The organism is Streptomyces sp. NPDC017979 (assembly GCF_044328175.1).
In the GTDB taxonomy this organism is placed as follows: Bacteria; Actinomycetota; Actinomycetes; order Streptomycetales; family Streptomycetaceae; genus Streptomyces.
In genome coordinates, this window is sequence record NZ_JBIRGU010000007.1 from 1 (window position 1) to 12,125 (window position 12,125).

General features: G+C 68.7%; 12 protein-coding genes and 1 pseudogene. 2 read left to right on the plus strand and 11 right to left on the minus strand.

The window, feature by feature from the left end; translation table 11 throughout:
- Positions 1-658: 658 nt before the first annotated feature.
- The 5 genes and pseudogenes from ACH4E8_RS19480 to ACH4E8_RS19500 form a co-directional block, all read right to left on the minus strand.
- Positions 659-1,243 carry a hypothetical protein gene (locus ACH4E8_RS19480; RefSeq protein WP_398449772.1) on the minus strand — a complete coding sequence of 195 codons (585 nt, stop codon included), beginning with the start codon at positions 1,241-1,243 and terminating at the stop codon, positions 659-661.
- Positions 1,240-2,613, minus strand: coding sequence for an acyltransferase (locus ACH4E8_RS19485; protein ID WP_398449774.1), 1,374 nt, complete (start codon positions 2,611-2,613; stop codon positions 1,240-1,242). Before ACH4E8_RS19485 ends, ACH4E8_RS19480 begins: the two co-directional genes overlap by 4 nt.
- Positions 2,614-3,740: 1,127 nt before the next feature.
- On the minus strand, positions 3,741-4,016 hold the full coding sequence (locus ACH4E8_RS19490; RefSeq protein ID WP_398449776.1) for a hypothetical protein: 276 nt from the start codon (positions 4,014-4,016) through the stop codon (positions 3,741-3,743).
- Positions 4,017-4,071: 55 nt separating this feature from the next.
- Positions 4,072-4,281: pseudogene (locus tag ACH4E8_RS19495) on the minus strand (phenazine-specific anthranilate synthase component I); the annotation flags it as partial.
- A gap of 220 nt (positions 4,282-4,501) precedes the next feature.
- Positions 4,502-5,653 (minus strand): ScyD/ScyE family protein, encoded by a 1,152-nt coding sequence (locus ACH4E8_RS19500; protein ID WP_398449778.1) that lies wholly within the window; start codon positions 5,651-5,653, stop codon positions 4,502-4,504.
- 84 nt (positions 5,654-5,737) lie between these two features.
- On the opposite strand from ACH4E8_RS19500, the gene ACH4E8_RS19505 reads away from it, so the two are divergent.
- Together ACH4E8_RS19505 and ACH4E8_RS19510 are read left to right on the plus strand one after the other, a co-directional pair.
- On the plus strand, positions 5,738-5,923 hold the full coding sequence (locus ACH4E8_RS19505) for a hypothetical protein (protein ID WP_398449780.1): 186 nt from the start codon (positions 5,738-5,740) through the stop codon (positions 5,921-5,923).
- Positions 5,924-5,984: 61 nt separating this feature from the next.
- Complete coding sequence (locus ACH4E8_RS19510; protein ID WP_398449782.1) at positions 5,985-6,617, plus strand: transposase; 633 nt, start codon at positions 5,985-5,987, stop codon at positions 6,615-6,617.
- A gap of 168 nt (positions 6,618-6,785) precedes the next feature.
- On the opposite strand, the gene ACH4E8_RS19515 is transcribed toward ACH4E8_RS19510, so the two are convergent.
- From ACH4E8_RS19515 to ACH4E8_RS19540, 6 genes are all read right to left on the minus strand, one after another.
- Entirely contained in the window at positions 6,786-7,118 is a 333-nt protein-coding gene (locus ACH4E8_RS19515; protein ID WP_398449784.1) for an AMP-binding protein, read from the minus strand.
- Positions 7,119-7,217: 99 nt separating this feature from the next.
- Positions 7,218-7,592, minus strand: a complete 375-nt coding sequence (locus tag ACH4E8_RS19520; protein ID WP_398449786.1) for a DoxX family protein — start codon at positions 7,590-7,592, stop codon at positions 7,218-7,220.
- A 61-nt stretch (positions 7,593-7,653) separates the two neighbouring features.
- Entirely contained in the window at positions 7,654-8,265 is a 612-nt protein-coding gene (gene wrbA / locus ACH4E8_RS19525; RefSeq protein WP_398449788.1) for an NAD(P)H:quinone oxidoreductase, read from the minus strand.
- A gap of 38 nt (positions 8,266-8,303) precedes the next feature.
- Positions 8,304-9,206 (minus strand): aromatic prenyltransferase, encoded by a 903-nt coding sequence (locus ACH4E8_RS19530; protein WP_398449790.1) that lies wholly within the window; start codon positions 9,204-9,206, stop codon positions 8,304-8,306.
- Positions 9,207-9,257: 51 nt separating this feature from the next.
- Positions 9,258-10,733, minus strand: a complete 1,476-nt coding sequence (locus ACH4E8_RS19535; RefSeq protein ID WP_398449792.1) for an FAD-dependent monooxygenase — start codon at positions 10,731-10,733, stop codon at positions 9,258-9,260.
- A 106-nt stretch (positions 10,734-10,839) separates the two neighbouring features.
- Positions 10,840-12,045, minus strand: coding sequence for an acyltransferase family protein (locus tag ACH4E8_RS19540; RefSeq protein WP_398449794.1), 1,206 nt, complete (start codon positions 12,043-12,045; stop codon positions 10,840-10,842).
- Between the last annotated feature and the right edge of the window lie 80 nt (positions 12,046-12,125).

Sequence of the window (12,125 nt, forward strand, 5' to 3'; positions counted from 1 at the left end):
CGCGCGGTCTCCTCCGGAGACACGACGCGCGTTCCTACGGAACGCCAAATGCTCCGGGCCGTCGGCCCGGTCGAGTCGGGCTCCGCCCGACTCGGTCACCTTCGGTGACTGGGGAGCCTTCGGCTCCCCGAGCCCGGCCTTCGGCCGGTCTTGGCTGGCTACGGGGGTGGCGTGGTCGGCGTTGGTAGTGTTACCGCAGGTCAGACGCGGTATAGTGGCCACGTGCCTCACCTCCTGGCCCAAGCCCATCCGGGGCGCGCCCCTCGGATCCGAGGGCCGCTCCTCCGGCCTCACCGGCAGGTGAGGCATAACACGTAGTTATGCACGACCACCACCCGTGCAACCCAGACTGACGACCCATCAGTGATTTTACCGACACTACGTCGGAAAGAGGTCTACACCACCTGTCCGGCTGAGGCCGGCTCCAGCCCCTATTCATAAGCCGAACGACGACCCCGAACACCCTGAACGGCACCCCTTCCTGGCGCCCCCTCAATTACCCACCCACGGGCCACCCCTGACGCCAACCTCGGACACCCAAACAAGAGGACCAGAAAACCCGAATGCGGAAAGCGAATAGGCCAAACGGAATGGCCCCCATCGCAGGGGGCCATTCCGTTTGAGACTCAGCTTGAGCCCGGGGGATATTATAGAGTGTTCAGGCTCCGATGGTGACGGCTCCTACGTAGGCGTAGGCGCCGTAGTCGGAGTCCAACTCCGCGATGACGTCGTCCCAGATGTCTTCCATGGTTTCGGCGTCGCCTTCGACCCACGCTTTTACCAAGTCGTCCCAGATGTAGCGGCCCTGGATTGACCTATCAGAGAGGTCGCGCCGGTATTCCTGGGCAACGTGGGTTTGGTCCACGGGGTAGATTTCGATGCGTCGCCCCCGTCCCTCGTTATTCAGGATCCGGAGAAGCGCCCCGGATTTGATGACGTTTTCACGGCGCCGGTTCCAGTACGCGGTGTCGACGGCCGCCAACTTGGCGGCGCTGGGGGTGCCTCCCCGCCCCCAGGCGCGCAGGAGTCGAGGGGTGACGCCTTGGCGCTTCAACTCGGCTTTGCCGGCCGGGCTGTCCAGGTAGCGGAGGCGGGCTGAGAGGCCGCGGGTGGTGGTGACTGGGGAGGCGATGCCGCCGGCGCGCACGATGCGGTCCAGCTCGCGGCGCAGCCCTTCTGCCCCGGACATTCCGCGTGCGTTGTGCTTTTGCCATTGGCCCCATTCGTCGGTGGCGCGGGTCACGATGCCCCCAGTGTGTAGGTGTGCTTGGGCTTGACTTGGGAGAGGTCACGACCTTCGGTAAAGACTGACTGCCAGTCACCAGCAATATGCAGTTCGTCGGTTCCCGACATTTCCACGACCGTGAGCCCGGACGTGTGTGCCTTTTCGGCTTTCATCCAGAGGTTCGCGAATGCTTGCGAACGGATGATGTGCATCCAGTCGGGGCGTCGAATTTCCCGGTTCGCGGCGCTCTCTCCGATGGTGGACACGAACTTAGAATACATCGACTTTACGTATTCCAGGGTCACTTCGTCGTTATTGGCGATGGCCTCTTGTCGCACCTCGGTGAGCGCCCGGCGCATCTTTTCGAGAAGTCCTTCTGATGCGCCGGATGTCCAGGACTCGTGAATGACGGGCGCCTCGCACAACCCCTGCTGAGCGCACCGGAGCAGCAGGCGGAGAGTGGGTTCCGTGATCCAGAGCCGGCCGGGTTCCTGGCGCGCGCCGAGGGGCGAGGGCAGGTCGGATGCCGTCCATTCGGGTGGAGTGACGAGGTGGACTCCGGAGCGCTTGCGGTCGTGGACGCCGTCGGTGGAGTGCACCAGCTTGCCGATGGGAAGCCACGTCTTGAGCGCGGCGAGGTAGGCGCCGTTGATGTCGAGGGCGGTCACGTCCAGGGTGATGAGGCCGGTGCGGGCGGCGCGGTGCAGTTCGGTCGCCCGCCACTTGGGGCGCCCCTCCCAGATCTGGTCGGCGCCCTTCTGGCTGGTCTTCTTCAGGATGTCCTGGGTGGGCGGGTGGTCGGTGTGCTCGTAGCGGCCGCCGACCCTGGACGCGTGGAACAGGGCCATGACGTCGGGGACGGCGCTCTTGATGAGCGCGGCTTTGGCGGCGTCGACGTCGCCGTCGTGTTCGGCGATCTGGCGCGCGACGGCGGTATGGATCTGGTCGGTGAGCGGGCCGGCGGGGGCAGGGCGGTGGGGCACCACCGTGCGTCGGGCGGCCGGCGGGGCGGACTCCTCCTCCGGTGGGGCTGCGGGCGGCGGGGTTGCCCGGCGAGGTGGTCGGGCGGGCGCTCCTGCCGGGGGCATCTCCTGGTCCTGGCTGACGGGGATGAGGGTCTGTGCTCCCCGTCTTCCTGCAACGATCCGGTTGGGGGGCAGTTTGGTGACGGCGTGGGTGGGGCCGGCGAGGAGGTCGAGGACGGGCATGCCCCAGTGCGCGGCGAGGGCGTCGCAGTCGTCGAGGGTCCAGCGGGCTACGGCGGCCTGACGTCGGCTCACCTGGATCTGTGACAGGCCGCAGCCCTGTCCGACGTCGGCCTGCCGCTCCCCCGTGTGCTGCATGAGGGCGGCCACGGTGAGTCTGAGGGTTTCCTCTGTGCTCAGCATGGGCCCCACCCTACGCTGGCAATGTCGTTTTTCGCATGAGGATTGCGATTAAGGAATTAGGTACGCGTGTGCGAGCTGCCCTTCATCGCCCGCCTCGCGCCCGCGGCGGGGGCGGGGGCGCTCCCCTTGGCTGGCCGAACGCGCCGTTCAGCGTCCTGAACGCTCGGGCGTTCAGGGGCGGGGAGATGATGCCGGGCATGGACACGCCGGACACGGGGGTGGACATGTCCCGGGACGCCCCGGACGCGCGGGCGGCGCAGGTCGAGGTCGCGGCGCGGGTCCAGGAGCTGGAGAACGCGCTCCGCGAAGAGCGGCACCAGCGGGAGATTGTGCAGGTCAAGGCGGAGTTGTTGCAGGCTCACGTCGAGAGCTTGACGCGGGCGTTGGCGGCGTTGGCGCCGGCGCCGGAAACCCTGTCCATCCCCGGGCCGGTCCGCCGCCGTCCCTGGACACCCGACCCGACCTACGGCCGGGCCCCGCCCTGGACGTCGTCGTCAACGTCCAGGGCTACCACGACGGCGGCGCGGGCGGGATGGTTGGGCGTCGTCGTCGGCGGTGGCGGGGCGACCGGCACTGGCCCGCCCCGGCCCGCGGCCACATGGTCGCGCCTCTGGTCGTACTCCTGGTCGCGGCGAGGCCGTCACGGGATACGGCGAAGCCGCAGGCCGCAGGGTCCACCGGGAGGCGTCGACTACTTCCCCTGGGAGGCCCTTCGGCGAAGCAGGGGCCGTCGTTGAGAGGAGCACGGGCGCTGGTGGTGAGGGCGGCCTGGTCACTGGGCGGCCGCAGCGGCGGCGTGAGCAGCGCTGGCTTTAATCACGAGTCGTGACGTCAGTTGTTCACGAGTTTGGGTTCTGGCTCAACTTCCGTGAAACGGTCACTCTCCGTGCGGTGCGGGGTGTGGGCACGAACGCGTCCACGACGACGTAGGTATGCATGGGCTCCCTCTCGCTCGGCATGGCTCGCGGGCGGGGTTGTCCCTGCCCGCCGTTGCCGGACACCGGTCGGATGTCCGGCACGGCGGGCAGGGTCGGTGCGCACCGCCGCGGGCACCGGTCGGGTGTCGTCGGCGGCAGCGGCCGGGGCGGCGCGTCTGGATAGGCGCCGGTCCGGCGGCTCATGGAGGCTCAGGCAGCGACCGTGGTTCCCGCTGGAGTGAGCAGGCCGGCCAGTCCCGGGGCCAGGATGCGAAGGCCACCTCGAGTGAGTATGGACTCGGGATGGAACTGCCGGGACGCAAAGCCGGGGCCGCGCAGCGCGTGCACCTCGCCGGTGGTCGCGTCGCGGCTGACCCGGATCGGTCCCGCTCCGGGGGCGACGAACTCGTCGTGCTCGCCGTGCAGCGCGAAGGTGTTGTAGAAGCTGACCTGTTCGGAGGCGCCGAACGGGTCGATCTGCGGCACCCCCTTGGTTGGGCACGGTCCTGCGGCGCAGCGGCAGGCCGAGCCGTAGTCCGAGGATCTGATGGCTCAGACGCACGGCGAGGAGCGGGCACCGTTCGTGCAGCAGGGTGTGCACCGCCGTGTGCAGCTGCCCCATCTTGGGGGGGGTGGACAGCCGGGGGTCGCCGGGCCCGGGCGCGTGACGACCAGGTCGTGGCCGTCGAAGGCGTACGGTTCGTCGAACCGTCACCCGCAGCCCGAGGGAATGTAGCTGCCGGTCGAGCATGTGCGTGAAGCTGTCTGTCCGGGGTTGAGGCGGGGATGGCAGTGCGAGGTGTAGTGCTCGCCGACCGTGCCGAGTCCGTCTGCGGGGGTGGCGCGCTCGGTGACGTCGGGTGTGGTCTTGATGTGCAGTCCTCCGGCGACGCTGCCGGCGCTGCGGACGGCCGCAGCGAAGCCAACTTCGGCCAGTTGTGAGCGGTCGCACCCTTCGGGTTGTGGTGGTGTTACCGGCGGGCGGGGAACTTTAGAAGCTCTCCGTTGGTGCTCAGGGTGTGGTTGGTGACGTAGATGTCGCCGCCTCGGCTGACCGCGAGGCCGGCTGGTTCTTTGAGTACGCCGCCGGTGTCGATGGTGGTGGCAGTGCCCGTTCTGGGATCGATGCGGGTCAGCTGGCCGGGCCCTGAGTCGGCCGGTGGGGATCCGCTCCTGCTGCCGTACGACAGGGCGATTAGATTGCCTCGCGGATCCACGTCGAGGTCGGTGACGCTGGTGAGGCCGGTGGCGATGACGGTCGGCGTGCCGCCTGGCACATAGCGCCAGATACGGCTGAGTCCTTGAATCATGCCGCCCATGTCCGCGAGGTAGAAGGCGCCGTCGCGGCCTCGTACGATCCCGGTCGGCACCGCCTGCACCTGGCCGGCCGGGGTCGCTGACCCGACATCCGGAGCGGCGGCGGGCAGCCGGGTGTTGGGGAAGACGAACTCGGTCGTGGTGGTGCCGTCGGGGTGGATCCGGATCAGGTCGTTGGCGGCGGCGTCGGTGACCAGGAAGTCTCTGCCGTCCCTGACGAAGTGGTGCGGGTTGGAGAACACCTCGTTGTTGCCGTTGGCCGAGTCGGGGTCGTGGTGGCCCTCGTGTGCGGTCAGGTCGCCGATGAGCGTGCCGTCGGTGGTGCTGAGGGTGCCGAACGCCTCGCCGCCTGCGCCGAGTGCGGCCCGGATTTCTGGGGTGCCGTTCATGCCGTAGAGCACCCGGTAGCTGCCGTCGCGCGCCGCCTCGGCCTGGATCGCGCCGTTGACCGCAGTGGTGCCGTCGCCGCGAACACCCAGTTGAGAGGGCAAGCCGGTCACGACGCGGCCTCGCACCTTGCCCTTGACTCGGTAGACGGAGCCGCTGAAGCCGAAGCATCGGGTGCCCGGCGTGGTGCAGGGGGTGTCCGGGCCGCTACCGGCCTCTGCTACCAGGAGCGATCCGTCGGGCTGGAGTTGGACGTCGCGCGGGTTGTGCAGCCCGCGCGCCACGACCACGGCGGCCGGCGTGTGGGTGCTCTCCGTGGCCCGGGGTGCGGCTTGGCCTGGGACCGCGGTCGCCGCGAGGCCGCCGACGACTGCGACGACCGCCGCGGCCCGCGCCCAGGATGTGCTTGTACCAGGCATGACTCTCCCTGTTCGGTGCGGTGAAGTGGCTTCTTCTCAGGCGGGGTTGTTCGTAGGGTTGGTCATCAGCCGGATCCTGAGGGCGTGTCCGTCGGTGATGTCGAGCAGCACGACGGCATCGGGTTTCCTGTCGTTGTGGTCGTGGAAGACAGCCTTGGGACAGCCGTTGGCGTGCTGGTGTTCCAGGGTGATGCCGATGCGGTTCGGCGGTGGGGCGAGCGCGCGGGCGACGTTCTCGGCGTCGATGTAGGCGGTCTGCTCGGGGCGTAGGGGCGTGAGCTTGACGCCGAGCGCGGCGAGGTGGAGGCAGGCGGCCTTCTCGTGCAGGTGATTGGGTCGGCGACTGCAGCAACTTCTGGAACGAGAAGCCGAAGCCCTTCACCTGGACCGCCACCGCCGGCGAGGTCCTCGCCAAGGTCCGACGCGTCCAGACCGGCGTGAAGAAACTCGTCAATATCAAGGTGATCCCAGCCCCCTGCCCCGGACTTGGGATTCTGCTTCCTCGGAGGCCGATCTGGGCAAGACTGCCCGCCGCACCGCCTGCGGGATTCCCGACGGTGTCGGTCACGTGGAGGAGTGGCAGCTGGCCCTGGACATGCTCGATGAGACCCGCTCGTGGGGCATTGAGGTACCGCTGGCCGTCGCGCGGGGACGGCGATGCTGCCGTGTTCTGGTACGGGGTGCGGGCCCGCGGCCTGAACTACGTGGTGGGGACTCCACCACGCTGTCGGCTCAGCCCGGCGAGGGGGTGCCGGTGGCCGAGCCGTACTCCGGGACCGGACGCCCGCCGGTGGAGAAGTACCCGGACAGGCCACAGTCGGTGAAACAGCTGGTCATCGCCGCGGGTCGCAAGGCCGCACGAGGAATGCGGTGGCGGGAAGGCTCCCGGCCTGGCACCAGCCGCAGTGGCTTCAAGGATGTACTCCCGCTTCGTGGCCTTGTGGATCCGGCCCGCCGGACGTGAGGTCCAGCAGGCGACCGGCGGACCGGGGCTGCCCCAATGCTGGCTGTTGGCCGAGTGGCCCGCCGGTGAGAGCGAGCCGGTCCGGTTCTGGCTCTCCGGCCTGTCCGACGACACCCCGCTGACCGCCTTGGTCCGCGTGGCCAAACTCCGCTGGGGCTTCGAACACGACTACCGGGAGATGATGAAGCAGGCCCTGGGCCTGGCCCGCTTCGAAGGCCGCACTGGGAACGGCTGGCACCACCACGTCACCCTCGTCTCCGCCGCACATGCCTCATCAAGGAGAGCAGCCGTCACTGCGGTGATGAGGCGCAAGCCCTGTGTGCGGGGCGTGTGCATGACCGGCTTGGGGATGCCTGTGGTGCCGGAGGTGTGCGTGATCACGGCGGCCTCGTCGATGGGCCTGAGTACCGGCTTGACGCGTGGCGCGCCGGCGAGACCGGCGAGTGGCAGGGCGCCCGGGGCTCGTCGCTCGTCGAGCGTGATCGGCGTCGACGGGTTCACCGTCGCGGCCCATCGTCGGCAGCAGGCCGATGTGCAGACCGTGCCGTTGTGTCGATGCGTAGGCCGTGGAGCCCTTCATCGTGCTGTCTGTCTTGCCGGTCAGAAGGAGTAGGGACCGAAACGGCCCCACACCACGAAGCCAGCCACGGCGACCAGGAACACGTTCACCAGGATCAGCTGGGCCTCGTTGCGACGCAGATGGGTGACGGCCGCGCCGATCATCAGGAGCACCAGACCGAGGGCGGCCAGCGGCACCAGGGCCGGTGCGATGTCGAGCGCACCGGGCAGGATCAGCCCTACCCCGGCCAGCACTTCGAGGGCCCCGATGGCCTTGACGGGACCGGAACCGAAGTCGTCGGCCCAGCCGAAGCCGGCAGCGGCCAGCTTCTCCGGGGACTGTGCGAGCTTCATGGCGCCACCGGCCAGGCACGCTGTGCCCAGCACTGCCGCGACGATCCACAGTGCGATGTTCACGAGAGTTCTCCTCGGGGATTTCGGTGTGTGACGCCGGCCTGCCGGCCGGTGCTGTCGCCGCTCAGGCAGCCGCGCGGCCGGCCTTGAGCGCCGCCGCCGTCTCGACGGCGCGCCGGGCCTGGTGCCGGGCGGACTCCAGGGTGTCCTCACCGGGTGTGCCCAGGGCGGCGACGTGGGACGCTCCGTACGGATTGCCCGTCTTGAACTGGACCGGGTCGGTGTAGCCGGGGGGCACGATGATCCCGCCCCAGTGGTAGAACGTGTTGGACAGTGCCAGGATCGTCGACTCCTGTCCGCCGTGGGCTGTGTTCGAGGCGGTGAAGGCCGAGCACACCTTGCCCGCGAGCTGGCCCTGTGCCCACAGCGGGCCGGTCGTCTCCAGGAACGCCCGCAGTTGGCTGGCCGGGTTGCCGAAGCGCGTCGGCGTGCCGAGCAGTACGGCGTCGGCCCAGGCGAGGTCCTCCAGGGCGGCCTCGGCGACGTCGGCGCTGTCCTGTATGTGCTGGGCCCAGGCCGGGTTGGAGTTGATGGCCTCCGGCTGGGCCAGTTCGCGGACCTTGCGCAGCCTCACGTGGGCGCCGGCCTTCTCCGCCCCCTCGGTGGCGGCCTGCGCCAGGGCGTGGACGCTGCCGGTCGCGCTGTAGTAGATGACCGCGACGTTCACGGGTTCCATATTCCGTTTCCCTCTCTCTGACTGCCCGGCGCTGCCCGTCATCCGTTGTCGGAGACCAGCAGGATGTTCTCCACCCGCGACTGCCACTTGTAGTACGACTGGAGCTTGTGGTACTCGCTCGTGGGCGACGATGTGATCGCGTAGACGAACTGGCGGTCATCGGTGCTGTAGGGCGCCTCGTTCACGAAGTGCTCGATCTTGGGTTCGATGCGCACGGGTAGCGTCATCGGATCCGGCGTCATGGCCGCGATGGTGATCCGCTGGACGTTCGGAGAGTCCCAGGTCAGAGTGGCGTAGATGCCGAACGCCTGCTCGCCGAGGCGCAGCAGCCGCTCGCTCGGCGCGGCCATCCCCGCGTCCCGGAGAATCGAACGGATGCCGTCGGCCTGGAAGGTCTGCCTGGGGGCCGCGCCGAAGTACAGGTTCACCGACCTGTTGGGGTAGTCGATCCCCACCAGGCTGACCCGGTCGGCCAGTTGGTGACGGGTGAAGAAGTCGAGGTTTCCGGTCACGCTGGGCGGCAGCGACTTGAGGCGGACCAGATCGGACAGCGACTGGAGGTCATCGGTCGGGAAGAAGGACCAGGTCTTCTTGAAGCCGCCGACGACCCCGAAGTCGATTCCGCTGCTCTCGATGGGAAACTCCCGGTGCAGTTCCCCGAGCAGCCTTCCGACGGGGTGGTCGGTCTTCGTGCTCAGGCCGCTCTCCAGGGCGACCGCGTACGGATCCATTTCCTTGGGCAGCATGGTGAAGCGGCAGTCGAAGTCACCGGCGTTGCGCTCTCCGGTAGCCACCCGGAAGGCCACCACGGCCTGGGCGAGGGTGTCTCCGTAGGCGAGGAGAATCGGCCAGACCGTCTCCCGCGAGCAGGTCACGTCCACCAGCCGGGCGGATTCCTCGATGACGGTGTAGAGACCGGCCAGCTCACGTTTGTCGGACATACATCCCCGCGTTCGTTTGATGAGCGTGGTTGTGACGGGCCGTGAGGGCGATCACGAGGCGTCCGGCGTGCCGAACCAGCGCTCGAGTGCGGTCGTCAGACCGGTCCGGTCGTCACCGGCCCAGGCGATGTATCCGTCGGGGCGGACCAGCAGCGCGGCGAGCTTGTCGAAGGCCGCGTCGGCGGGCAGCGTACCGGTGGCGGTGGTGACCCTGTCCTTCCATCCAGCCGCGACCGACCGCAGCTCGGCCGAGTCGGACAGGTCGAGGAACACGCCGCGCGCCGGGTGCAGCAGTTCGGGCGTCGCGATCTGGCCGCTCGCGGTTTCGAGCGTGCGCGCGGGCAGCCGGCGGCCGACGAGCGCATGGCCCTCCGGATCGATGTCGTAGCGGATGTCGACGTGACTGACCATGCCGGCCAGGTGGCGCTTCACCTCGTCGAGGGCGATCAGCTCGGCATACAGGTCACGCAGTCCTTGCGATTCGTCGCCGCCGAAGATGGACATGGCCTGCGCCCGGGTGTTGGAGAGGAGTCGGGCGCCGACCGGATGGCGCTCGCTGTGATAGGTGTCGAGGAGGCCCTCGGGGGCCCGGCCGCAGGCGGTGGCGGCGAGCTTCCAGCCCAGGTTGACCGCGTCCTGGACACCGGCGCTCATGCCCTGGCCGCCGACCGGTAGGTGGATGTGGGCGGCGTCGCCGGCGAGCAGCACCCGGCCTGAGCGGTACTCGGCCGCCTGGCGGGTGGCGTCGGTGAAGGAGCTGACCCACAGGGGCTTGCCGGCCGAGATGTCCTCGCCGGTTACGCGCAGCCACGCTTCGGCGACCTCCGCGTACTCCGGGGTCTCGTTGTGGTTGTCCACCGGGGCGTCGTACTCGGTCATGATGACGCGGTCGATGTCGCCGCCGGGGAAGACCTGCACCAGGCCGAGTGGAAGCCGCTCGCCGAAGGGGCGCGGGCGCACGCCGGAGCCGGCCACGTCGGCCAAGTGCATGACCTGGGTGCCGGACGTGCCGGGGAAGTCGATGCCAGCGGCCTTGCGCACCGCGCTGTGCGCGCCGTCGGCGCCGACCACGTACGCGGCGCGCAGTTCTTCGCGCGTCCCGTCAGGGGTGACCACGGTGACCGTGACGCCGTCCTCGTCCTGCTTCAGGGCGATCAGTTCGCGGCCGCGGCGGATGTCGGCGCCGAGTTCGCCGGCCCACGCCTCCAAAACCGCCTCCGACTGGGACTGCGGGATGCCGCGGGCGCCGAAGTTCGCGTCTTCCAGGACGCTGTAGTCGAAGGGGATCCCGCCGAAGTGTCCCATCGGCATGGTCTCGACAGTGCCGAAGCGGTGCAGGAGCCCTCGCTGCTCGAACGACTCCAGGGCACGGGTGGTGAAGCCGAGGGCACGCGACTGGCCGGTCGGCTGTTCAAGAGCTTCAGCGACGATGACGCCCGCACCGCCCAGGCGCAGCTCTCCGGCCAGCATCAGGCCGGTGGGGCCGCCCCCGACGACGATGACGTCAGTGTCCAACTTCCCTGCCATGTCAGTCCTTTCCTCGTGCGCTGCGACGCGTGGTCATGTTGTGGTGTTGGGAGGCGGTAGGGGGGTTATGCCGCTTCGGCGGATGAGCTCGGGGCGTACGGACCGCTCAGACGGCTCCGGCAACCGGGGCGGCTTCGGGGCTGTGGGGCGCGGCTGGTGTGGTCCGCTTCCTGCTGCGGCTGAAGCGGCGCATGATCGGTGTCTCGACGAATCGGTACAGCAGCCAGCCGGCCAGCAGGTTCGCCAGGAAGAGCACCACCAGTTGCCCCAGGGCAGGGATCACGCCGTAGGTGTGATCGCCCCACACCTTGGGACGGCCGTAGAACATGACCACGCCCTGGGTGACGTAGAAGGCGAAGGAGACATTGCCCAGATAGACCATGGGTCGGCTGGCGAGCCAGCCGCCCTCGCCCCGCAGGTCACGCGCGGCCGCGGCACAGACGAGCACGGCGAACGGGATGATCGTGCCTGTGTAGAACTTGTACGGGTAGGGCAGGGCGAACGAGAGCCAGTACCCGCCCGCGACGAGGACGATCGAGACCGACATGCCGAGTTTGCGCGGCCACAGGCCCGCGGCGACGATCCGCGCCAGGACCATGCCGAGCATGAACTCGAACAGGCGGGCGGGCGGGAAACCGTAGCTGAACCAGACCTGGTTCATCGACAGGTCGTACATGGGAACCGGGATTCCGCCGGTGACCAACAGCTGGGTAACCGCCGGTACGCCGACGACGCCGGCCACCATCGCGCCGGCCCACAGCCACAGCTTGTTGTCCTTGATCCGGCGTACCAGGACGAGGAGCAGCGGGAGCAGTGCGTAGGCGAACACCTCGACACACAGCGACCAGGCCGGGAGGTTGACGCTGGAGATCACCTCGGGCTTGTTGCTCCAGGTGTGCAGGAGGAAGAGGTTCGGCAGCCAGGCGCGCACCGGTTCCGAGGAGGCGAACAGCCACATCGCGAAGGCGAAGACCACGATGTGGTTGGGGTAGATCTTCAGGAAACGCCGCCGCCAGATCGCCGTGGCCGGCTCCCCCGGTCTCGCCGACCAGGTCAGGACGAAGCCGCTGAGTAGGAAGAAGAACGACACCATGACGAACCCGGGCTCGAAGAAGTCGGCCAGAGTCTTCGCGAGGTCCTGATCGGCGAAGAAGCTGATCGGCGCGTCCGGCCGGTTGGGGCCGGAAAGCATCGAGGCATGGGCGAGGAACACGAAGAGGGCTGCCAGCCACCGCAGGCCGGTGAGCGAAGGCAGCGCGGCCGGGCGCTGCGGTGGATCACTGGAGGTCAGTGCGGCGGTTCGGTCTGTCATGGGATGTGTACTGCCTCTCTCGTGTTCCGACAATGCGGCGAGGCGCCGTAGCTGTCGACGTGCGCCCGTCAAGGATTACG